Annotated in this window: 19 protein-coding genes; 12 read left to right on the top strand and 7 right to left on the bottom strand. The window is 74.5% G+C overall.

Translation table 11 applies throughout. The annotated features are described in order from the left end of the window. The first annotated feature begins 86 nt into the window (after positions 1–86). The 4 genes from ACIGXE_RS24130 to ACIGXE_RS24115 all read left to right on the top strand — a co-directional run bounded on the left by ACIGXE_RS24130 (position 87) and on the right by ACIGXE_RS24115 (position 4,198). The gene (locus tag ACIGXE_RS24130) at positions 87–1,466 is read left to right on the top strand and encodes an MFS transporter (protein ID WP_399750681.1); all 1,380 of its coding nucleotides are present in this window, start codon (positions 87–89) and stop codon (positions 1,464–1,466) included. 640 nt (positions 1,467–2,106) lie between these two features. Continuing rightward, positions 2,107–2,586, top strand: a complete 480-nt coding sequence (locus tag ACIGXE_RS24125; protein WP_399750679.1) for a DUF2771 domain-containing protein — start codon at positions 2,107–2,109, stop codon at positions 2,584–2,586. 23 nt (positions 2,587–2,609) lie between these two features. Further along, entirely contained in the window at positions 2,610–3,353 is a 744-nt protein-coding gene (locus ACIGXE_RS24120) for a futalosine hydrolase (RefSeq protein ID WP_399750677.1), read from the top strand. Then, positions 3,350–4,198: a 1,4-dihydroxy-6-naphthoate synthase gene (locus tag ACIGXE_RS24115; protein ID WP_399750675.1), complete on the top strand. Its 849-nt coding sequence runs from the start codon at positions 3,350–3,352 to the stop codon at positions 4,196–4,198. Before ACIGXE_RS24120 ends, ACIGXE_RS24115 begins: the two co-directional genes overlap by 4 nt. Positions 4,199–4,230: 32 nt before the next feature. Here ACIGXE_RS24115 and ACIGXE_RS24110 read toward each other — a convergent pair whose 3' ends face one another. Beyond that, positions 4,231–4,614, bottom strand: coding sequence for a cold-shock protein (locus tag ACIGXE_RS24110; protein ID WP_031073201.1), 384 nt, complete (start codon positions 4,612–4,614; stop codon positions 4,231–4,233). Positions 4,615–4,783: 169 nt separating this feature from the next. Here ACIGXE_RS24110 and ACIGXE_RS24105 point away from each other — a divergent pair, with 169 nt between their 5' ends. Further along, entirely contained in the window at positions 4,784–5,062 is a 279-nt protein-coding gene (locus ACIGXE_RS24105; protein ID WP_399750673.1) for a hypothetical protein, read from the top strand. Here the strand turns inward: ACIGXE_RS24105 and ACIGXE_RS24100 are convergent. Beyond that, positions 5,050–5,670, bottom strand: a complete 621-nt coding sequence (locus ACIGXE_RS24100; protein ID WP_399750671.1) for an HAD family hydrolase — start codon at positions 5,668–5,670, stop codon at positions 5,050–5,052. The two genes, ACIGXE_RS24105 and ACIGXE_RS24100, sit on opposite strands and share 13 nt — an antisense overlap. 80 nt (positions 5,671–5,750) lie before the next feature. Here ACIGXE_RS24100 and ACIGXE_RS24095 point away from each other — a divergent pair, with 80 nt between their 5' ends. The 4 genes from ACIGXE_RS24095 to ACIGXE_RS24080 all read left to right on the top strand — a co-directional run bounded on the left by ACIGXE_RS24095 (position 5,751) and on the right by ACIGXE_RS24080 (position 10,134). Next, positions 5,751–6,764 (top strand): FecCD family ABC transporter permease, encoded by a 1,014-nt coding sequence (locus tag ACIGXE_RS24095; RefSeq protein WP_399750669.1) that lies wholly within the window; start codon positions 5,751–5,753, stop codon positions 6,762–6,764. After that, positions 6,761–7,801 (top strand): FecCD family ABC transporter permease, encoded by a 1,041-nt coding sequence (locus tag ACIGXE_RS24090; protein ID WP_399750668.1) that lies wholly within the window; start codon positions 6,761–6,763, stop codon positions 7,799–7,801. The genes ACIGXE_RS24095 and ACIGXE_RS24090 overlap by 4 nt, the downstream gene beginning before the upstream one ends. Further along, positions 7,798–8,610, top strand: a complete 813-nt coding sequence (locus ACIGXE_RS24085; RefSeq protein ID WP_399750666.1) for an ABC transporter ATP-binding protein — start codon at positions 7,798–7,800, stop codon at positions 8,608–8,610. The genes ACIGXE_RS24090 and ACIGXE_RS24085 overlap by 4 nt, the downstream gene beginning before the upstream one ends. 81 nt (positions 8,611–8,691) lie before the next feature. Continuing rightward, positions 8,692–10,134 (top strand): hypothetical protein, encoded by a 1,443-nt coding sequence (locus tag ACIGXE_RS24080; RefSeq protein ID WP_399750665.1) that lies wholly within the window; start codon positions 8,692–8,694, stop codon positions 10,132–10,134. Here ACIGXE_RS24080 and ACIGXE_RS24075 read toward each other — a convergent pair. Beyond that, a complete protein-coding gene (locus tag ACIGXE_RS24075; protein WP_399750663.1) occupies positions 10,121–11,113 on the bottom strand; it encodes a zinc-binding alcohol dehydrogenase family protein in 993 nt (330 codons plus the stop codon). The two genes, ACIGXE_RS24080 and ACIGXE_RS24075, sit on opposite strands and share 14 nt — an antisense overlap. A gap of 122 nt (positions 11,114–11,235) precedes the next feature. On the opposite strand from ACIGXE_RS24075, the gene ACIGXE_RS24070 reads away from it, so the two are divergent. Next, positions 11,236–11,565, top strand: a complete 330-nt coding sequence (locus ACIGXE_RS24070) for an ArsR/SmtB family transcription factor (RefSeq protein WP_399750661.1) — start codon at positions 11,236–11,238, stop codon at positions 11,563–11,565. A gap of 133 nt (positions 11,566–11,698) precedes the next feature. Here the strand turns inward: ACIGXE_RS24070 and ACIGXE_RS24065 are convergent, their stop codons facing one another. Then, positions 11,699–12,742, bottom strand: coding sequence for a hypothetical protein (locus tag ACIGXE_RS24065; RefSeq protein ID WP_399750659.1), 1,044 nt, complete (start codon positions 12,740–12,742; stop codon positions 11,699–11,701). A gap of 41 nt (positions 12,743–12,783) precedes the next feature. Between ACIGXE_RS24065 and ACIGXE_RS24060 the strand changes: the two genes are divergently transcribed. After that, positions 12,784–15,531 (top strand): helicase-associated domain-containing protein, encoded by a 2,748-nt coding sequence (locus ACIGXE_RS24060; protein ID WP_399750657.1) that lies wholly within the window; start codon positions 12,784–12,786, stop codon positions 15,529–15,531. A 13-nt stretch (positions 15,532–15,544) separates the two neighbouring features. Here ACIGXE_RS24060 and ACIGXE_RS24055 read toward each other — a convergent pair whose 3' ends face one another. Further along, the gene (locus ACIGXE_RS24055; RefSeq protein WP_399750655.1) at positions 15,545–16,123 is read right to left on the bottom strand and encodes a Uma2 family endonuclease; all 579 of its coding nucleotides are present in this window, start codon (positions 16,121–16,123) and stop codon (positions 15,545–15,547) included. A 124-nt stretch (positions 16,124–16,247) separates the two neighbouring features. Here ACIGXE_RS24055 and ACIGXE_RS24050 point away from each other — a divergent pair, with 124 nt between their 5' ends. Beyond that, positions 16,248–17,888, top strand: coding sequence for a DNA repair helicase XPB (locus tag ACIGXE_RS24050; RefSeq protein WP_399750654.1), 1,641 nt, complete (start codon positions 16,248–16,250; stop codon positions 17,886–17,888). 239 nt (positions 17,889–18,127) lie between these two features. Here the strand turns inward: ACIGXE_RS24050 and ACIGXE_RS24045 are convergent, their stop codons facing one another. Together ACIGXE_RS24045 and ACIGXE_RS24040 are read right to left on the bottom strand one after the other, a co-directional pair. Continuing rightward, positions 18,128–18,463, bottom strand: a complete 336-nt coding sequence (locus ACIGXE_RS24045) for a hypothetical protein (RefSeq protein WP_399750653.1) — start codon at positions 18,461–18,463, stop codon at positions 18,128–18,130. A 176-nt stretch (positions 18,464–18,639) separates the two neighbouring features. Further along, complete coding sequence (locus ACIGXE_RS24040; RefSeq protein ID WP_399750651.1) at positions 18,640–18,831, bottom strand: hypothetical protein; 192 nt, start codon at positions 18,829–18,831, stop codon at positions 18,640–18,642. Positions 18,832–18,970: the final 139 nt, after the last annotated feature.

Here is an 18,970-nt window from a genome sequence, read left to right as displayed (position 1 = left end):
AAGTGGCCCGCATCGCGGACGACGGATGGGGTCCGCCGGGCCCCGCCATCGGTTCGTACGACCTGTGTGTGGGGCACTATGACGGAGTGGCAGCCGCACGGTCTTCCGCACGATCCCACGATCATGCCGGGCCGCTCAGCCGAGCGGGCCGGTCGGTCGGACGTGCCCTGCACCTGCCGTTCACCGGCACGGCGCGGGGGATCAGGAAGGCCACGCACGCGCACGGAGCGGGCGAGTCGGGGCTCGGGAAACTGATCGAGCTGCACGCCGTCAACGGCGCCGGCGACGTCATGATCACCGTCGCGCTCGCCTCCACCGTGTTCTTCTCCGTGCCGACCGACGAGGCACGCGGCCGGGTCGCGCTCTACCTGGCCATCACGATGCTCCCGTTCACCCTCCTCGCGCCCGTCATCGGCCCGCTCCTGGACCGCCTCCCGCACGGCCGCCGCGCCGCCATGGCGGGCGCGATGCTGACCCGTGCCGTGCTCGCCGTGCTGATGTCCGGCGCGGTCGCCACGGGGGGCATCCAGCTGTATCCGGCGGCGCTCGGCGTCCTCGTGGCGTCGAAGGCGTACGGGGTGGTGCGCAGCGCCGTCGTACCGCGCCTGCTGCCACCGAACTTCTCGCTGGTGAAGGCCAACTCCCGGGTGACGCTCGCCGGCCTGCTCGCCACCGGCATCGCCGCGCCGATCGGGGCCGGGCTGCAGCAGGTCGGGCCGGGCTGGCCGCTGTACGGGGCGTGCGCTCTGTTTTTGCTGGGCACGTACTGGGCGCTGCGGATGCCGCACAAGGTGGACTCGGCGAAGGGTGAGCGGCGGGCGCACCTGCTGACGCACGGCGAGAAGAAGCCGAGCCTGCGGACGGTCGGCCCGGCGGTCCTGCACGGCCTCCAGGCGAACGCCTCCCAGCGGATGCTGTCCGGTTTCCTGATCTTCTTCCTGGCGTTCCTGCTGCGCGTGCACCCGCTGCCCGGGCAGAGCGCGGCGGTGTCGCTCGGCATGGTGGCGGTGGCGGCGGGCGTCGGCAACGCGTGCGGGACGGCGGTGGGCTCGCTGCTGCGGGACCGGGGCCACGGGCCGGAGGTGATCATCGCCACGATGCTGTCGGTCGTGCTCGCCACGGCGGTGCTCGCGGCGATCTTCTTCGGCGGCCTGATGGTGGCGGTGCTCGGCGCCGTGGCGGGCCTGACGCAGGCCCTGTCCAAGCTGTCCCTGGACGCGCTGATCCAGCGCGACGTGCCGGAGGTGGTGCGGACCTCGGCGTTCGCCCGTTCGGAGACGGCGCTGCAGATGTCCTGGGTGGTGGGCGGCGCGATCGGCATCGCGCTCCCGCTGAACGGCACCGTGGGGATGACGGTGGCGGCCGCCATCCTGGGGATCGGCTGGCTCCTCGCCGTACGCGGACTGCTCACGGCCGCCCGCAGGCCGGGCGGCCGCAGCAGCGCCGACAAGACGCGGGTGGCCTAGGCCGCGTCCGGAAAGTCGCGTCGCCCGCCAGGAGGGCAGGGGCTCGCGTCGTCCGCCCGGAGGGCAGGGGCTCCGTCGCCCGCCAGGAGGGCAGGGGCTCGCGTCGTCCGCCCGGCGGGCAAGGCTCGCGTCGTCCGCCCGGAAGGCCGGGCTTGCGTCCCCGCCCGGAGGGCAGGGGCTCCGTCGCCCGCCCGGGCAAGGCTCGCGTCGTCCGCCCGGCGAGCAAGGCTCGCGTCCCCTGCCTGGAAGGCCGGGCTCGCGTCCCCCGCCCGGAGGGCAGGGGCTCCGTCGCCCGCCCGAGGGGCAAAGCTCGCGTCCCCCCGCCCGGAGGGCAGGCGCTCCGTCGCCCGCCCGGGGGGGCAGGGCTCGCGTCTCCCGCCCGGCGAGCAGGGCTCGCGTCCCCCGCCCGCAGAGCAAGGCCCGCGTCCCCCGCCCGGAGGGCAGCGCGTCGCGAGCCGGGCGGGGCAGCGCGTCACGAGCGGGCGGGGTAGCGCGTCACGAGCGGGCGGGACTTCACGGGCACGCCTGGCGCCCGCTCCGTAGGCCGGGCCGGGCGGCGCGGCACCCCGTGCGGGGTCTCTCGGGCGGCACGCCGTACCCCCGCGTGTCGCGGGCGCGACGGCCCGATAGCCTTCGGCCCATGACCGTTGCGTTCCTCACCCGTAAGCGCCGCCGGGCCGCCGTGGCCCTCGGGGCCGTCTCCGCGGGGCTCCTCGTCCTCTCCGCCTGCGACAAGCCGACCCCGATCGCGACCGTGACGGTCGGGTCGAAGTCGGTGAGCGCCGAAGCGGCCTGCTACAACGACGGCGACCCCATCAAGGAGTCGCAGATCCCGGCCTGCCTCAACAAGAAGGCCGAGAAGAGCATCACCGTCGACACGGACGAGAAGATCCGCTTCGGCGTCGACCCCGAGATCGCCGACAACGGCTGGACGATCTTCCTGGGCGGCCAGGCGGCCGAGCCGGAGCCGTACAAGAAGACGTACCGCTCCATCCCGGGCAGCGCCTTCTTCTCCAGCCAGACGGGCGAGACGACCAACCAGACCCAGGTGACGATCGTCGAGAACACCGGCAAGACGGTGACCGGCATCTGGCAGATCGAGCTCAAGAAGAAGTCCTGACCCCGATCCCTCGCGTCCTGGTCGTGACGGCCGTGGCGGCGGAGGCCGACTCCGTCGCCGCCGGCCTCGGCCCGGGCGGTGACGCCCGCGTCCCGCTGCCCGGCGGCTTCACGCTGCGCCGGCACGCGGGCCCGTCCGCCGTCGTCGACGTCCTCGCGGCCGGCGTGGGCCCGGCGGCCGCCGCCACGGCCACCGCGACCGCCCTGGCCGCCGCGGCCCTGCGCGCCCCCGCGCAGCCGTACGACCTCGTCGTCTCGGCCGGGATCGCCGGCGGGTTCGCGCCCCACGGCCCCCTCGGGCACGTGGTCGTCGCCGACCGCCTCGTCGGGGCCGACCTGGGCGCGGAGACGGCCGACGGCTACCTCGCCGTCGAGGAGCTCGGCTTCGGCCGCTCCGCGCATCCCGTGCCCAAGGCCCTCACCGACCGCGTCGCCGACGCGCTCGCCCGCGGCGGGCAGCCGCACGTGGTCGGCGCCGTGCTCACCCTCTCGACCGTGACCGGCACCGCCGGGCGGGCCGCCGAGCTGGCGGAGCGTCACCCGGACGCCGTCGCCGAGGCGATGGAGGGATTCGGCGTGGCGGAGGCCGCCGCCGCGTACGGCGTGCCCGTCGTCGAGATCCGCGCCGTGTCCAACGCCGTCGGCCCCCGCGACCGCGCCGCCTGGCGGATCGGCCCGGCCCTGGACGCCCTGCGGAACGCCTTCCGGCTGCTCGCCGGCACCGTCTTCCCGACCGTCCTCGTGGACCCGGAGGAGTCTCCGTCGTGACCAAGCTGAAGATCGCCTACTCGCCCTGCCCGAACGACACCTTCGTCTTCGACGCGTGGGCGCACGGCCGCGTCCCGGGCGCCCCGCGCCTCGACGTGACCTTCGCCGACATCGATCTCACCAACGGGTGGGCGGAGGCCGGCGACGCCCCGTACGACGTCCTGAAGGTCTCGTACGCCGTGCTGCCGTGGATCCTCGACGAGTACGCCCTGCTGCCCTGCGGCGGCGCCCTGGGCCGCGGCTGCGGCCCGCTGGTGCTGACCCGCGACCCGGACCTCGACCTCACCGGCAGGACGGTCGCCGTGCCGAGCGAGCGTTCGACCGCCTATCTGCTGTTCCGGCTGTGGGCCGCGGACACCGTCCCCGGCGGGGTCGGCGAGGTGGTCGTCCTGCCGTTCCACGAGATCATGCCGGCCGTGCGCGACGGCAAGGTGGACGCCGGGCTCGTCATCCACGAGGCCCGCTTCACCTACAAGAACTACGGCCTGCACGCGCTCGCCGACATGGGCGAGCACTGGGAGCACACCACCGGACTGCCGATCCCGCTCGGTGCGATCGTCGCGAAGCGCTCGCTGGGCGAGGACACCCTGCGTCTGCTCGCCGAGTCGGCGCGCACCTCGGTCCGCATGGCCTGGGACGACCCGGTCGTCTCGCGCCCGTACGTACTCGAGCACGCGCAGGAGATGGACCCGAAGGTGGCCGATCAGCACATCGGGCTCTACGTCAACGAGTTCACCGCCGACCTCGGCGAGACCGGCTACGCGGCGGTGCGCGGGCTGCTCACGCGCGCCGCGGCCGAGGGACTCGTACCGCCCCTCGGCCCGGACGCGCTCACGTTCCCCTAGCGGGGCCCGTCCTCCTCCCCGGCGGGGAGGGCTCAGACGTCCAGCTGGTCGGCGACCGCCCGCAGCAGGCCCGCGATCTTCTTACCGTGGACCTTGTCGGGGTAGCGGCCGCGCTCCAGCATCGGCGTGATGTTCTCCAGGAGCGTGGTGAGGTCCTGCACGATGGACGCCAGTTCGTCGGGCTTACGGCGCTGCGCCGCGGCGACGGACGGGGTCGGGTCGAGAACCGTCACGGAGAGCGCCTGGTCGCCGCGCTGGCCGGCGACCACGCCGAACTCCACGCGCTGCCCCGGCTTCAGGGCGTCGACTCCGGCGGGGAGTACCGACGAGTGCACGAAGACGTCGCCGCCGTCGTCGCGGGAGAGAAAGCCGAAGCCCTTCTCGCTGTTGAACCATTTGACCTTGCCGGTAGGCACGTCCGTCCTCGTCCTCGTACTCGATGGGGCGCCGGGATCCCGGCTCTGTGTCTGCGAAAGAGATACAGCGGGTCACTGACCGACCCGCCGGCACCAAGGCTAATGGGCTGAGGCCCGGTGACAAGACGTCGCCGGTCCGTCGTCCCGGCCTGGGAACTACCCTGGCCGGATGCGTAGTGAAACCCCTTCGGCCCCGTCGGACGACAGCGCTCCGGGTGACGGCCTCGTCCGCGCCGGTGCGATCGTCTTCATCGTCGGCGCGGTCGCGACGCTGGTCACCGTGGCTCCGCTGTTCCTCGGGAGCGATCCGTTCCCGACGGTCGCGTACCTCGTGTCGATGCTGATGGGCGTCGGCTTCCTGATCGCCGGCGCCGGTGTGCTCCGCTCGATCGCCGTCCAGCGGCGCCGGGCCCGCGCCGTGCAGGCCGCGGCGGCTCAGCCCCGGTAGCCCTCCCACCAGGCCCGGAAGTCCGTCAGGTCGGCGAGGACCACGTCCGCGCCGGCCGCGCGCAGCTCCTCGGTGGGGCACGGGCCGGTCGCCACCGCGACCGAGAACGCGCCGGCGGTACGGGCGCCGCGCACGTCGCCGACGTGGTCGCCGACGTACACCCGCGCGCCGTGCGCGCGCAGCGCCGCCGCCTTGCCCTCCGCCCACAGGTCGCCGACGACGGCGTCCGGCTCCATGCCGAGGTGGGTGAGGTGGACCCGGGCGTGCGGCTCGTTCTTGGCGGTCACGACGAGGGTCCGGCCGCCCGCCTCGCGCACGGCCCGCATCGCGTCGCGCGCGCCGGGCATGGGGACCGTCGGCTCGATGGCGTACCGCCCGTAGAGCTCCCGGTAGCGCTTCACCATCTCCGGGACCCGGTCCTCGGGGAACCAGTGGGCGAGTTCGTGGCTCAGCGGCGGCCCGAGGCGGGAGACGACGAGGTCCGCGTCGATCGGGACGCCGACGTCGATGGAGAACGCCTCGAAGGTGGCCTTGATGCCGGGACGGGTGTCGAGGAGGGTCAGGTCGAGGTCGAAGCCGACCGTGAGCGCGCCGCTGAGGGTTTCCATGCGGGTCATTGTGCCCGTGTGTTCGAACATCGCTGCTGTCTACACTTAGCGAAGCCTTACCGAACTTCCGATGGGTGTCCATGACCGCCACACGCTCCCGGCGCGCCTCCCGGCGCGTCGTCGCGACCACGGCGGCCTTCGTCGCCCTGCTCCTCGCGATCCTGCTCAGCCTCGCGGTGGGCGCCCGGGCCGTCCCGCCCGCCACCGTGTTCGACGCGCTGGCGCACGGCGCCACCGGACCCGACGCCGAGGTCGTCCGGCAGCTGCGGGTGCCCCGCACCCTGATCGGCCTCATGGTCGGGGCCGCGCTCGCAATCGCCGGGACCGCCCTGCAGGGCATCACCCGCAACCCGATCGCCGACCCCGGCATCCTCGGCATCAGCCAGGGCGCCTCGGTCGGTGTCGTGCTCGCCATCGCCTTCGCCGGGGTGCACACCCTCACCGGCTACGTGTGGTTCGCCTTCGCGGGCGCCGCGCTCGCCTCCGTCGCCGGGTACGCGATCGCGTCGAGCGGCCGGGGCGGCGCGACACCGGTGAAGCTGGCGCTGGGCGGAGCCGCGATCAACGCCCTGCTGCTGTCCGTGACGACCGGCGTCCTGACCACCCGGGCCTCGGCGCTGGACGAGTTCCGGTTCTGGCAGATCGGCTCGCTCGACGGCCGCGACGCCCACGTCGTCGCCCAGATCTGGCCCTTCCTGCTGCTCGGCACGGTCCTGGTCGTGTCGGTCGCCCGCGGCCTCGACGCCCTCGCGCTCGGCGAGGACGTCGCCAAGGGGCTCGGACAGCGGGTCGCGACCGTACGGATCGTGGGCGGCGTCGGGGCGACCGTGCTGACCGGTGCCGGGGTCGCGGCGGCCGGTCCGATCGCCTTCGTCGGCCTCGCCGTCCCGCACATCGTCCGCGCGCTCGTCGGCGGCGACCACCGCTGGGTGCTGCCGACGGCGGCGCTCGTCGGACCGGTGATGCTGCTGGTGTCGGACGTCCTCGGCCGGATCCTCTTCCCGCCGGGCGAGGTCCCGGCGGGCGTGATGACCGCGCTCATCGGCGTGCCCTTCCTGGTGACGCTGGTCCGGCGGAAGGCGGTGCCGGCATGACCGCCGCCCCGCTCCGCCCGTACGGCCACGGCCTGGTCCGGGCCGGCCGCGCCTCCTTCCTGGTGCACCGCCGCTCCGCGCTCGTCGCCGCGGTCCTCGTCCTGCTCCTGGCCGCGGTCTCGGTCGCGTCCCTGTGCGTCGGCGAGCGTTTCGTCCCGCCGTCGGAGGTCCTGGACGTCCTCCTGGGCTCCGGCAGGTCCTTCGTGGTCGAGGACCTGCGACTGCCGCGGCTCGCCACCGGGCTCCTGGTCGGCGCCGCCTTCGGGATCGCCGGCGCCCTCGTCCAGACCGTCGCCCGCAACCCGCTGGCCAGCCCCGACGTCATCGGCATCAGCCAGGGCGCGGGCGCGGTGACCGTCGCGGCGATGACCTTCGGGCTCGTCTCCTACGACCTCGTCCCGTACGTGTCGATCGCCGGCGGCGTCCTCGCCGCCGCGCTCGTGTACGTCTTCGCCTGGCGCGGCGGGCTGCACGCCACCCGCTTCGTGCTCGTCGGCATCGGCTTCGCGATCGCGCTGCGCTCGCTGACCCACCTGTTCATGACCAAGGGCGACTACCTGGTCGCCCAGCAGGCCCAGATCTGGATGACCGGCTCGCTGAACGGCCGCGGCTGGGACGAGTCGGCGCCGCTGCGCTGGACGCTGCTGCTCATGCTGCCCGCGGTGCTGTGGGCGGCGCGGGCCCAGCGGACGGTGTCGCTGGACGACGACACGGCGACGGCCCTCGGCGTACGGCTCGGCCGGGTGCGCCTCGGTCTGGTGGCGGTCGGCGTCGTCCTGGCGTCGGTCGCCACCGGCGTGGCCGGCCCGGTGGACTTCGTGGCCCTGCTGGCCCCGCAGATCGCCCGCCGGACCACCCGGACGGCACAGATCCCGCTGCTGTGCTCGGCGCTCATGGGAGCGCTGATCGTGGTTCTCGCCGACCTTCTCGGCCGGCGTCTCCTCGCGCCCACCGAACTGCCGGTGGGCGTCCTGACGGCGGCGGTCGGCGCCCCGTACCTGATCTGGCTGATCGTGCGCACCGGAGGTAGGCGTTGAGCAGGCTGAGGACCCGTGGGCTGACCCTCGCGTACGAGGAGCGGACCGTCGTCCACGAGCTGGACCTGGCGATCCCCGACGGCAGGGTGACAGTGATCGTCGGCCCCAACGCGTGCGGCAAGTCGACGACGCTGCGCGCGCTCGGCCGGCTGCTCAGGCCGAAGGGCGGGGCCGTCCTCCTCGACGGCGAGGAGCTCGCGAAGCTTCCCACCAAGCGGATCGCCCGGGCCATCGGGCTGCTGCCGCAGACCCCGGTCGCCCCGGAGGCCATCACGGTCGCCGACCTGGTGGCGCGCGGGCGGCAGCCGCACCAGGCGTGGTGGAAGCAGTGGTCGGAGGAGGACGAGCGGGCGGTCGTCGACGCCATGGAGCGCACGGACGTGAGCGCCCTGTCCGACCGCTCGGTGGACGAGCTCTCCGGCGGCCAGCGGCAGCGGGTCTGGATCGCGATGGCCCTCGCCCAGGAGACCGATCTGCTGCTGCTCGACGAGCCCACGACCTATCTGGACATCGCCCACCAGGTCGAGGTCCTGGACCTGGTGCGCCGGCTCAACCGCGTCCGCGGGCGCACGGTCGTCCTCGTCCTCCACGACCTCAACCAGGCGGCCCGCTACGCCGATCACCTGATCGCCATGAAGGCGGGCCGGGTGGTCGCGGAGGGCGCGCCGGGGGACGTCGTCACGGCGGAGCTCGTACGCGAGGTCTTCGGCCTGGAGTCGGTGGTCGTCCCGGACCCGGTGACGGGATCGCCGCTGGTGGTGCCGGGGGCGCCGTGGGCGGCGGAACCGGTGGGGGCGGTCACGGGGTAGGCCGGGGGGCGGGGAGGGGGGAGCACTCCAACGGGGCAGCTCCAGCTGCGGGCTCCGCACCCGGCCGGGAGGGTGGGGGCCATGGAACGCCGGACCAAGGTCACGGTGCGTCCGCCGGACAGCCGGGGACTGCGCGAAGTGCGCGTCGGCGCCGAGACGGTGGACCGCGCCTGGTCTCTGCGAGAGCTACGAGGAATTCTCCGCCGCCACGGCTACCCGAAGGACCTGGACCTGGAGGACAGGTCCTTCGTGAGCTGGTGCGGCGGCGGCAGCGACGTCTGGCCCGATCACACCTGGCGCAGACGGGCGACGATCGGGTTCATGGCGTTCGGGCTGGTGGCGTGCGCGACGCTGCTGATCGTCATCGGCGTTCCGGACGCCTTCGACGCGATGACGTTCGCGGCACGGATCACGGGCTTCCTCTTCGTCTTCGGCGGTCTGGTCGAAGGCGCCGCGGCGGTCGCCGCCTTCGACTACTGGGGCAAACGAAGCCTGAACCTCTCGGGGGCCATCGTCTTCGTCGGCGTCCTCATCGCGCTCGCGGTCACCACCCTCCTGGTCATTCTGTGGTTCCAGGAAATGGAGGCCACGTGGTCCACGCTGGCATTCTTCCCGCACTTCCTCTGGTCCTTCTGGGCGCTGTGGGTGGTCGTCCGGCAGAAGATCTGGCGGGGCACTCCGCACCCGACGAAGATCGCGGCGGGCGTGGTGGTCACGGCGGCGCTGGCCGGGATGAACTTCGCCTACTCCTCCCTGTACCAGCCGACGGCCGCACCGGCGAACCTGGCGTTGCAGGTGCGGTACGGAACGCCGCGGATGGACCTCGAACGGTCCGTCGTCCACGTCCCCGTGACGCTTCACCTGAAGAACAGCGGGTCCGTCCCGCTCTACATCCTCGCCGACGGCTGGACGGTGTACGGGCGCACGGAGAAGTACGTCGAGAAGAGCACCGAGCTGCGGGACCGCAAAGCGGCGCTGGAGACGGAAGGGGACGTCGCGCGCCACGTCGAGTCCGTCGAGTGGACGGCCCTCGGCACCGGCCCGTTCACCGGCCCCGGCAACTGGTTCGACCCGGGTGAGGAGTACAGCGTGCAGAAGATGGTCGAGGTACCCAGGACGGCGAAGTACGACGCCCTGGAAGCCGACCTCGAGGCCATGGTCATGAGGAAGGACCGCGGAAGGATCGACCTGGACACCTTCGGCATCGCACAGGCCTCGTGGGACAAGGAGTCGAGGTTCTACTGCCCTCCGAAGGAGTGCGGTGAATTCCGCGTCTACCACGCTGAAGTCAGCTACAGCACCAACCTGATCACCGTGACACGAAAGCCCCGTTACGTGACGTCCTGGTGGGCTCTCGACCCGCAGAACTCCGGCTGGGCCGCCTCCATTTCGACGTTCAGAGGGAAGGGGGCCATCAGGGACGACGAAACCCAGCGCGAGTATCGCAATTACGACCTCTTCACCGTGGACGCCCACGCCGCGATCCCCTTCGCCGACGTCGTGAAGCCGCTCAGCCGACCTTGAGCAGCAGCTTGCCCGTGCTGGTGCGGGAGCCCATGAGGCGGTGCGCCTCCGCGGCCCGCTCCAGCGGGAACTCGGCGGTGACCGGCAGGGTGACGGTGCCGTCGGCGACCTTCGCGAAGGCCCGCTCGGCGAGGGCGCGCAGGGCGTCGGGGGCGGTCCTGGCGAGGTGGAGGATGGAGAAGCCGGAGACGGAGAGGCCCGTGGGGTAGAGCTCCGGCTGGCCCACCCGCCACGGCTCCGCGGCGCTCGCGTTGCCGTAGGAGACGAGCCGGCCGAAGACGGCCAGCGAGGCGAGCGAGGCCTTGAGGGTCTCGCCGCCGACCGGGTCGAGGACCAGGTCGACGCCCCGGTCGCCGGTCGCCGCGCGGACCGCCTTCTCCAGGGCCCGCGGGTCCTGCTCGAAGTCGCCGGTGAACACCTCGTCGTAGCCGTGGTCGCGGGCGTACGCGGCCTTCGCCGCCGAGGAGACCGTGCCGTACACCGTGGCCGCCCCGGCCGCCTTGGCGAGCGCGCCGAGGGCGGTGCCGACGCCGCCCGCGGCGCCGTGGACGAGGACGGTCTCGCCCGGCGCGAGCCGTCCGACCGCGTGCACGAGCGCCTGCGCGGTCGGCAGGACGGTGGGGAGGGCCGCGGCCGTGCGCAGGTCGACGCCCGGCGGCAGCGGGAAGACGGTGGTCGCGTCGGCCACGGCCACCTCGGCGTAGCCGCCGCTGCCGGTCAGGGCGGCGACCTCCTGGCCCACGGCGAGTCCGGTGACACCCTCGCCGAGCGCCCGGACACGCCCGGAGACCTCCAGGCCGGGGCGGTAGGGCAGCGCCTCCACCCGGTAGCCCTCGCCGCGGGCCTTCAGCTCGGCGTAGTTCACGCCCGCGTACGCCACGTCGATGCTCACCTGCCCGGGACCGGGCAGGGGGACGTCCACCTCCACCGGCTTCAGGACCTCGGGACCGCCGAACTCTCCCAGCTCGATCGCGCGCATGCCGCACCTCCGACTCGACTGTTCAATGAAAAGCGAACACTGCCGACTGTATGATCTGGATCGAACACTCGGCAAGCGGCTGTCGGACATCGAGTCGGACGACGGGCCAGAGGGAGGCCACCGTGACCACCACCAGCCATCGGGCCGCGCCCGAGCACACCCACCCCGCCGACGTCCCCCTCCTCACCGCGCTCGCCGCCCTCGCCGACCCCGTACGGCTCCGCCTTGTCCGCGAGCTCGCCGGATCCGAGGAGTGGTCACGGGCCTGCGGCAGCTTCGACGTTCCGGTCGGCAAGGCGGCCCTCAGCCACCACTTCGCCGTCCTGCGCGCGGCGGGCCTCGTCGAGCAGCGCGACCAGGGCCCCAAGCGGGTCAACCGCCTCCGCCGCCCCGAGTTCGACGCCCGCTTCCCCGGCCTCCTCGACCTGGTCCTGCGGGCGGAGCGGGCTTAGGTCCTGTCGTCGAACTCCCGCCTGCCGCCGGGCAACGACGGGAGTTCGACGGCAGGACCTCGGGGGCGCGTCCGTGAAGTCCCGCGTGGCTCGCGACGCCTGGCACGCACGATCGCCGCGCTGTCGCCGGCCGTCAGGCCCTGCGGCGGGATCGCCACAGCAGGAACAGCGCCGAGGCGACGGCCGCACCGCGCAGGGCCCACGGCCAGGTGTCGGCGACCGCCGCGCCCATGCCGGTGTCCCCGCCCGCGACCGGATCGCCCCAGCGGCCCTCGACCCGGCCCCAGAGCCAGACGACGCCCGCCGTGGCGGCGAGGCCGGGGATCACGAGGACGGCCGCGCGGCGCTCGCGGGAGGCGTAGGCGAGGAGCCAGCCGGCGGCGAGCGGCACGAGGGAGCCGACGGCGGCGCCGACCAGGAGGAGCACGGCGGCGACCAGCAGGAGCGGGCTGCCCGGAAGCAGGCCGCGCAGGCGGGCCGTACGGCCGGCCGGGGCCTCGCCGCCGGAGTCGCTCCCGGGCTCGGGCTCCCCGCCGCCGTCGCCCCGGCCGGCGGCTGCCGCCCCGTCGTCGCCCTCGGCCCGGCCCGCCTCCTCTTCCTCTTCCTCCGGGCGCGGAGGCTCCAGGAGCTCGGGGATCTCCACGCCGCCGACGAAGCCGGGGACCGCCCCGGCTCCCAGCGCGCCGCCGCCGACGGAGCCGGGGAAGGCCGCGGCCGCGGGGTCCGCGGCACCGTGCTGCCACCACTCCCCCGCCCGCGGCCCGGGAACGCCGTCGGCGGAGTTCTTCGCGGTGCCCGCGCGGCCGGGCGGGCCCTGACGCGGGACCGGCGGGTGCGCCGAGCTCTCCGGTGCGCCGCGGCCGGTCGAGGCCTGCGGGGCGCCGCGGCCGGTCGAGGCCCGCGAGGCGCCGCGGCCGGTCGTCGTCCCGGGGGTGCCCCGGCCGGTCGTCGTCTCCGGGGCGATCCGGCCGACGACCTCGTCCGGCGTGCCCAGGGCGCCGAGGATGCCCGGCACCCCCTCGCCCTTCACCGCGCGCCGGCGGTCGATCTCGTCGCGCAGGCCGGTGACGAGCTCACGGCGCTCGGCCGCCGGCATCTGCCGCTGCTGGGCCAGGTCGCCGATCCGGCTCAGATAGTCGAAGACCAACCGGTCGTTCTCGTTCCCCTCGTTCCCCACGGCACGACGTTAGCGCCTGCGCAGGGGCTAACGTGGTGCGGATGGGGATCGGTGAGCTCGACCGGGAGGCGCACGTGCCCGAGGCAACAGGCAACGGCGCGGCGCCGCGCACCCTCGCGGAGGCGCTGCGCTCCGGCGGCGACGAGGGGCTCGGCGCGCTGCTGCGGGCCCGCCCGGACCTGCTGTCGCCGGTCCCGAACGACCTGACGCAGCTGGCCACCCGGGCCGGGACCCGCGCGTCGGTGGTGCGGGCCCTGGAGCGGCTCGACCGGTTCGTCCTCCAGACGGCCGAAGCGCTGGCCGTGGCACCGGACCCCGCCCCGTATCCCGTACTGCTCGCCCTGCTCACCGGGGACACCGGTGACGCCGAGATCGAGGCGGCGCTGCCGCGCGCCGTCGCGGTGCTGCGCGAGCAGGCGCTCGTGTGGGGCGACGACGAGCGGCTGCGCCTCGTGCGCACCGCGCGCGAACTCCTCGCGCCCTCCCCGCAGCACCCCTCCCCCACCGGCCTCGGCCCGACCGTCGCGGAGGCCACGGCGGGCATGTCGCCCGGCCGGCTCCAGGAGATCATCGCGGCCGCCGGACTGCCCGCGACGCACGACCCGGTGTCCGCGGTGGCGGCCCTGACCGAGCTGTTCACGGACCGTACGAGGATGGCGGCGCTGCTCGACACGGCGCCGGCGGAGGCGCTCAAGGTGCTCGACCGGCTCGTGTGGGGCCCGCCGTACGGCGAGGTGACGGCCGATCCCGCGCCGCCGGTGCGGTGGCTGCGCGACCGCGGGCTGCTGCTGCCCGCCTCGCCGCGCACCCTCGTCCTGCCCCGCGAGGCGGCGCTGCACCTGCGCGGCGGCCGGGCGCACCGGGCGCCGGAGCCGACGGCTCCCACGGTGGAGCCGGCCCGTGACTACCGTCCACAGGTGGTGGACAACGCGGCGGCGGGGCAGGCCTACACCGCCCTCGCGACCGTCGAGGAACTGCTCAAGACCTGGGACCAGGGCGGTCCTCAGGTGCTCCGGGCGGGCGGTCTGTCCGTACGGGACCTCCGGCGCACCGCGACCGCCCTCGACGTGCCGGAGCAGACGGCGGCGTTCTGGCTCGAACTGGCCTACGGCGCCGGGCTGCTGGCCTCCGACGGCGAGGCGGACGAGCGGTACGCGCCGACGCCCGCCTACGACGACTGGCTCGACCTGCCGCCCGCCGAACGCTGGGCCCGGCTCGCCGCCGTCTGGCTGTCCGCGACCCGCACCCCGGGCCTGGTCGGCACCCAGGACGCCAAGGGCCGCACCCTCTCCGCCCTCGGCCCCGGCCTCGACCGCGCCGCCGCCCCCGAGGTCCGCCACCGCGTCCTCACCCTCCAGGCGACCCTGCCGCCCGGCGCCGCCGCCGACCGCGAGTCCGTCCTCGCCCGCCTGCGCTGGGACCGCCCCCTGCGGGGCGGGGGCGCCGCCCCGGTCACCGCCGCCCAGGCGGCGGCCGGCGGGCGGGGCAGCGGTTTCGCGGGCGCGCCCGGCGACGGCGGCGGACCCGGCGGTACGGCCGGCGGCACCGCGCCGGGAACCGGAGGCAGCGGCCGGACCGGCGCCGCGAGCGCCGGGTCCGCCGCCGGCGCCGTGACCGGCCGGCTGCCCGGAACGGGCGGCGCGTCCGCCGCCCCGGCGGCCGGCGGCCCCTCCGCCGACCTGCGGGAACAGATCGCCCGCTGGACCCTCGACGAGGCCGAGCTGCTCGGGATCACCGGGCGTGGCGCGCTCGCCTCGCCCGCCCGCGCGCTGCTGAACCTGCCGCTGGCCGAGGCCGCGCCCGAGGACGCGCTCCACGGGCACGACTGCGAGCCGGCCGTCGCCGTCTCCCGCGCGGCGACCCTGCTCGCGCCCCTGCTGCCCGAGGCCGTCGACCACGTCCTGCTGCAGGCCGACCTGACCGCCGTCGCCCCCGGGCCGCTGCGCCGGCCGCTCGCCGACGCGCTGTCCGTGCTGGCGGACGTGGAGTCGAAGGGCGGCGCGACCGTCTACCGCTTCACGCCCGCCTCCGTACGCCGCGCCCTCGACGCCGGGCGCACCGCTTCCGACCTGCACGACTTCCTGGCCGCGCACGCGCGCACGCCGGTGCCGCAGCCGCTCGCGTACCTCATCGACGACGTGGCGCGGAAGCACGGCCACCTGCGGGTCGGGGCCGCGTCCTCGTACGTGCGCTGCGACGACGAGACCGTGCTCGGCGAGATCATCGCCGACCGGCGCTCGGCCGCCCTGCGGCTGCGCCGCCTCGCGCCGACGGTCCTGGCCGCGCAGGCGGACCCGGCCTCGCTGCTCGACGGGCTGCGGGCGATGGGCTACGCGCCGGCCGCGGAGTCCGCCGAGGGCGACGTCCTGATCACCCGCTCCGACGCGTACCGCACCCCGCCCCGCACCGCCCCGGCGCCCGTCCCCGACGGCCCGCCCGCCCCCGACGCGACCCTGCTCGCGGCCGCGGTCAGGGCGATCCGGGCGGGCGATCGGGCGGCGACGGTGGTGCGCAAGGAGCCGGCCGCCACCCCCGTCACCGCCGGTTCCCTGCCCCGTACCTCCGCCGCCGAGACCCTCGCCACCGTGCAGGCCGCCGCGCTCACCGGCTCGGCCGTCTGGATCGGCTACGTGAACGCGGAGGGCGCCGCCAGCCAGCGGGTCATCGCCCCGGTCCGGGTCGAGGGCGGCTTCGTCACGGGCTACGACCACACGGCCGACGAGGTCCGCACGTATCCGCTGCACCGGATCACGGGCGTCGCGGAACTCGCGGACGAGGACCCCGCCTAGCCGGCGCAGCGCCTCAGGCCCTCGGGCTCACCAGTGCCGCGGGGTCGAGCGTGAGCGGGAACGGCGCCTCGATCTTCGTCTCCCGGCCCGCCTCGGCCACGGTCCGCTCCACGTAGCGACCGTCGCGCAGCTCCGACACCACCAGGGCCGGGGCGGGCTCCAGCTCCAGCCGCCACAGGTGCTGGATGCCCGCCTCCGCGTAGTACGGCGGCTTGAGAAGCCGGTCGGTCCGGCGCCCGGACGAGGAGGGGGAGACGATCTCAACGACGAGGAGGACGGCCTCGGAGTCGAACGTGATCGGGTCCTCCGCGGCGGCCTCCGCTTCAACGACCACGATGTCGGGGATGAACAGTCCGTCGGGCAGGACGACGTTCACGGCTTCGAGCACTTCGGCCGGTACGCCCGCCGCCTGGACGGCGGCATCCAGCAGAGAGGTGAGCCGAAACGAGGCACGCTGGTGCCTCGCACCCGGAGCCGGAGACATCATGAGCGCTTCCCCCATCAGTTCACGACGCTGACCGCGGTCCTCCTCCAGAGCCAGTACCTGCTCTATCGTCCAAGGCCCGTAGTGCGGATCGTGCGCGACGCTCATCTCGCCACCTCCCTCTCGGCAGTCCGTCCCGTTCAGTGTGGCAGCCCCCGCCGACATCGGCCGGGCATCAGGCAGACTGGATGTTTGGCCACATGCGGCCCGCGTGGAAGGGGATGCGCAACACGTGAACGGTCCACTCATCGTCCAGAGCGACAAGACGCTCCTGCTGGAGGTCGACCACGAGCAGGCCGAGGCCTGCCGGCGGGCCATCGCGCCGTTCGCCGAGCTGGAGCGGGCGCCCGAGCACATCCACACCTACCGGGTGACCCCGCTCGGGCTGTGGAACGCGCGGGCCGCCGGGCACGACGCCGAACAGGTCGTGGACGCGCTGGTGGAGTTCTCGCGCTACCCCGTCCCGCACGCCCTGCTCGTGGACGTCGCCGAGACCATGGCCCGCTACGGGCGCCTGTCGCTGTCCAAGCACCCCACGCACGGGCTCGTGCTCACCACCACCGACCGGCCGGTGCTCGAGGAGGTGCTGCGCTCGAAGAAGGTGCAGCCGCTCGTCGGGCAGCGGATCGACGCGGACACCGTCGCCGTGCACCCCTCGGAGCGCGGCCAGATCAAGCAGACCCTGCTCAAGCTGGGCTGGCCCGCCGAGGACCTCGCCGGCTACGTGGACGGCGAGGCGCACCGGATCGACCTCGCCGAGGACGGCTGGTCCCTGCGCCCGTACCAGCAGCAGGCCGTGGAGGGCTTCTGGCACGGCGGCTCGGGCGTCGTCGTGCTGCCCTGCGGCGCCGGCAAGACGCTGGTCGGCGCCGGGGCGATGGCCAAGGCCAAGGCGACCACGCTGATCCTGGTGACCAACACCGTCTCGGCCCGCCAGTGGAAGCACGAGCTGGTCAAGCGGACCTCGCTCACCGAGGACGAGATCGGCGAGTACAGCGGGACGCGGAAGGAGATCCGGCCCGTCACGATCGCCACGTACCAGGTGCTGACCACGCGGCGGAAGGGCATCTACCCCCACCTGGAGCTCTTCGACTCCCGCGACTGGGGCCTGATCGTCTACGACGAGGTGCACCTGCTGCCGGCCCCCGTCTTCAAGTTCACCGCCGACCTGCAGGCCCGGCGGCGGCTCGGGCTCACCGCGACGCTGGTGCGCGAGGACGGGCGCGAGTCCGACGTGTTCTCGCTGATCGGCCCCAAACGCTTCGACGCGCCGTGGAAGGAGATCGAGGCGCAGGGTTACATCGCGCCCGCCGACTGCGTCGAGGTACGGGTCGACCTGACCGACTCGGAGCGGCTCGCGTACGCGACGGCCGAGCCCGAGGAGAAGTACCGCTTCTGCGCCACCACGGCGACCAAGCGGCGGATCACCGAGGCGCTGGTGAAGAAGTTCGCCGGGCAGCAGATCCTCGTCATCGGCCAGTACATCGACCAGCTCGACGAGCTCGGTGAGCACCTCGACGCCCCGGTGATCAAGGGCGAGACGTCGAACGCGCAGCGCGAGAAGCTCTTCGACGCCTTCCGCAACGGCGAGATCAGCGTCCTCGTCGTCTCCAAGGTCGCGAACTTCTCGATCGACCTGCCCGAGGCGACGGTCGCGATCCAGGTCTCCGGCACCTTCGGCTCCCGCCAGGAGGAGGCCCAGCGCCTCGGCCGCGTGCTGCGCCCGAAGGCCGACGGTCACCAGGCCCACTTCTACTCGGTCGTCGCCCGCGACACCATCGACCAGGACTTCGCCGCCCACCGGCAGCGCTTCCTGGCCGAGCAGGGGTACGCGTACCGGATCATGGACGCGAGCGAGCTGCTGGAGTCGTGAGTCTGGCGGGGGCGCGGGGGTGCGGGGCGCCGTGAGGCCGTGGCCCTTGCGTCGACCGGACGTGGGGTTTTGGGGCCGCGGGGCCGTGCGGCGGTAGGTGCCTGCGGCCGTGGGGCCGTGCGGCGGTAGGTGCCTGCGGCCGCGGGGCCGTGCGTCGCTGAGGCCGTGCGGCCTGGCGTCCGGGTCCACGGCACCGGTCGAGCGCGTCCGGGTCCCCGTCCCGGTCCGCGGTCCCGTGCCTAGTCCAGTGCCGCCAGGGCCGGGGCCAGGACCGCCAGCGTGTAGGCGGCGGCCACGGTGAACCCGCGGGCGCGGTCCGACATCCCGTCGCGCGGCACGGCCGCACCCGTCAGGGCGCAGAGTCCGGAGCCGGCGAGGGCCCACCGGGCCGCGTCGGCCAAGCCGCCGGCGGCCCCGTCGCCGCCGATCGCGTCCTGCAGGACCGCGACGACGGTGAGCAGCGCGCACAGGAGCAGGACGGGCAGCGCGCACAGGGCCATGACGCGCAGGGCGCGGGTGGTGCCGGTGGCGTCGGGCGCCTCGGTGGCCTCGGGGCCGGTCGTCGTCGTGGTCATGGGGCCATGACAGCAGCGCGCGCCGGGCGGGCGGACGCGCCGGCGTACTCATTCCGGGCCGGCGGCGTACTCAGAACCGTGGGCCGGGGCGGCGGAGCGGCCGGGGGGGCAGCGGGGCGGCCGGGGGCCGTAAGGCGACCGGGCGGCCGGGGCTATGGGGCCCGGCCGAGCGGCGTTCAGGCGCCGGTCAGGTGGGCGGGGCGGGGGTCGCGGACGCCGGCTCGGGGGTCGTGCTCCTCGTACGAGCCGAGCAGGACGACGTCGACGGCGGCGGCGCCGAAGGCCCGTATCGCGCGGAGTCCGAAGGCGAGCCGGTGCGGGAGCGTGGTCGGGGCGGTGGACGCGGGGCTGAGGGTGGTGGCGGTCATGCATCCATCATCCGAAACGGACATTCCGAACACATCGGCCTGCGGATGGAGCCCGGGTCCGCCTTGAGGCAGAGGCCGACCCCTACGGGTCCTCCCCCACGGTCGGAGCCCACGGTCGGAGCCCCGGAATCCGTTCGCG

Source organism: Streptomyces sp. NPDC053431, from assembly GCF_044544925.1.
Lineage (GTDB): Bacteria > Actinomycetota > Actinomycetes > Streptomycetales > Streptomycetaceae > Streptomyces.
This window is presented reverse-complemented; position numbering and strand designations above follow the sequence as displayed.